The sequence below is a fragment of the Geobacillus proteiniphilus genome, from assembly GCF_001908025.1.
Lineage (GTDB): Bacteria > Bacillota > Bacilli > Bacillales > Anoxybacillaceae > Geobacillus > Geobacillus proteiniphilus.
The window spans coordinates 1-1,076 of the sequence record NZ_MQMG01000127.1; the positions used below are offsets into that span (position 1 = coordinate 1).

Annotated in this window: 1 pseudogene; it reads left to right on the top strand. The window is 51.4% G+C overall.

Going from position 1 to position 1,076, the window contains the following annotated elements:
- Window positions 1–146: 146 nt before the first annotated feature.
- Window positions 147–1,076: pseudogene (locus tag BRO54_RS18830) on the top strand (DDE-type integrase/transposase/recombinase); the annotation flags it as partial.

Consider the following 1,076-nt stretch of genomic DNA (forward strand, 5'->3'; position numbering starts at 1 on the left):
GGTATTGTCAAAAGTTTATCCTCCACACTCACGGTTTTCTCTTGAGTTTCAACGGTTGGAAGAAAAAAAGCTTGCCACCCCCGTTGTTTTCGGCCATCATTGAGGTAACCACACACTCAACAGCCAAAACAAAGGAGTGACAAGCTTTGTTACCTCAATTATTAGCCTATTTGCTTCAAATCATCAAGACCCAATATCAAATCATTGTGTATCTCATGGGTGTGATCGTGGGAAAATCCCTGAATCGTAAGGACTTGGACGAACCCGTCCAAAAACCGTACCGAAAACTTCAGATCGATGACCTTCCGATCATCGATGTACCGGAAACCCTTGATTACCGGAAGTTGTTGGCGGACTACGAAGCCCAACACGGACGTCCTTTGCGGCCCATCCAGCGCCGCGCGAAGGCGAAACACCGTGTTCCAGATTCCTTGACTTGCCCTCGCTGCCAGGCTCCCTCTTCTTACCTGTACGCCAATAACGGCGGAAACGGGCAATACCAATGCAAAGTGTGCCAGTGCCGGTTCAACCACCGGAACCGGTTCACCAAGCAAGCGGTCTTTCGCTGCCCGCACTGCAAAAAGACGCTGGAAAAAATCAAGGAACGCAAAGAATACCACATCTATAAGTGCAAGAACAACGATTGCCCGTTTTACCAGGCCAACCTTCGCCGGATGACCAAGAAGGAGCGCCAACAGTTTCAACAGGATCCTCAAGCCTTCAAGGTGCGGTATTTGTTTCGAGAGTCCTTGTTTGACTTTCTCCCGTTGGCTTCCTCGTCGCCCATCAAGCCGAAGGTCGATTTGTCCCGGCTGGCTGTGTCACCACACGTGTTGGGGCTCGTGTTGACGTACTGCGTCAACTTTGGGATGTCCTCGAGGAAAACCGCCGCCGCCATGAAGGACATCCATGGTGTCTCGATCTCCCATCAGACGGTGCTCAACTACGCCAACAGCGTCGCGCTTTGGATCAAGCCCTTTGTCGACCGGTTCCCGTATGAGCTGTCCGGTTCGTTTTGCGGGGACGAGACGTATATTCGCGTCAAAGGGCGCTGGCATTACCTGTTCTTTATGTTC